General features: G+C 47.2%; 1 protein-coding gene. It reads right to left on the reverse strand.

Features of this window, described 5'->3' with window-relative positions:
- The coding region (locus B7X71_RS17705; protein WP_293601707.1) for a class I tRNA ligase family protein at positions 1 to 1033 on the reverse strand (1033 nt) is incomplete at both ends.

Raw genomic sequence — 1033 nt, forward strand, 5'->3', positions numbered from 1 at the left:
TACTCTCGGCTTCAGGGCGATAGAGTTCATCACGGTGTGAGCCGCGAATAACATGCCAGTGCGTAGTGCCGGAATCAAACCACACATCCAAGGTGTCACGATTCTTCTCATATTGAGCCGCTTCTTCACCAAGCAGTTCAGCCACCTCAAGTTTTTGCCAAGCTTCAATACCTTCTTTTTCAACTCGCTTTGCAATCTCTTCGAGTAATTCAACCGTACGTGGATGTGGCTCACCACTTTCTTTATGAACAAAGAAAGCCATAGGTACGCCCCATTGACGCTGACGTGACAAGGTCCAGTCTGGACGGTTGGCAATCATGCTCTTGAGGCGCTGCTTACCCCAAGCCGGGAAGAACTCAGTATTTTCAATGCCAGTTAATGCTGCCTCTCGCAAACTTGCTTTGCCATCAGATGGTTTCTTATCCATGCTTGCAAACCACTGCGAGGTTGCACGATAAATAATCGGCGACTTGTGACGCCAGCAGTGCATGTAAGAGTGGGTATAGGTTTTATCTCGCAAGAGGCTGCCTGCTTCACGCATGGCTTCCACAATCTTCGGATTTGCTTTCCAAATGTATTCATTAGCAAAGAGTGGCAACCAAGAGGCATACACACCGTTACCCATGACTGGGTTCAAGATATCTTTATCCGCTAATTTATTTGCTTTGCATGATTTAAAGTCTTCCTCACCATAAGCTGGTGCAGAGTGCACAACACCAGTACCAGTATCGAGTGTGACGTATTCAGCTGGGTAGATTGGTGAGAGGCGCTTGTATCCCTCATGCAATGGAGCGAGTGGATGCCAAAACGAGATGTTGGCTAATTGACTACCTAAACAAGTTGCCATGACTTTACCTTCAAGGCCAAAATCTTCGAGGCAAGTTTCTACGCGATCCTTTGCCAAGATGAGCAGCTTATCGCCTGTATCGACTAAGGCGTAAGTAAGTTCCGGGTGAACATTCAAGGCTTGGTTAGATGGGATGGTCCAAGGTGTTGTGGTCCAAATCACAATCATTCCAGGCTTGGCTGGAAT

This window comes from Polynucleobacter sp. 39-46-10 (assembly GCF_002282275.1).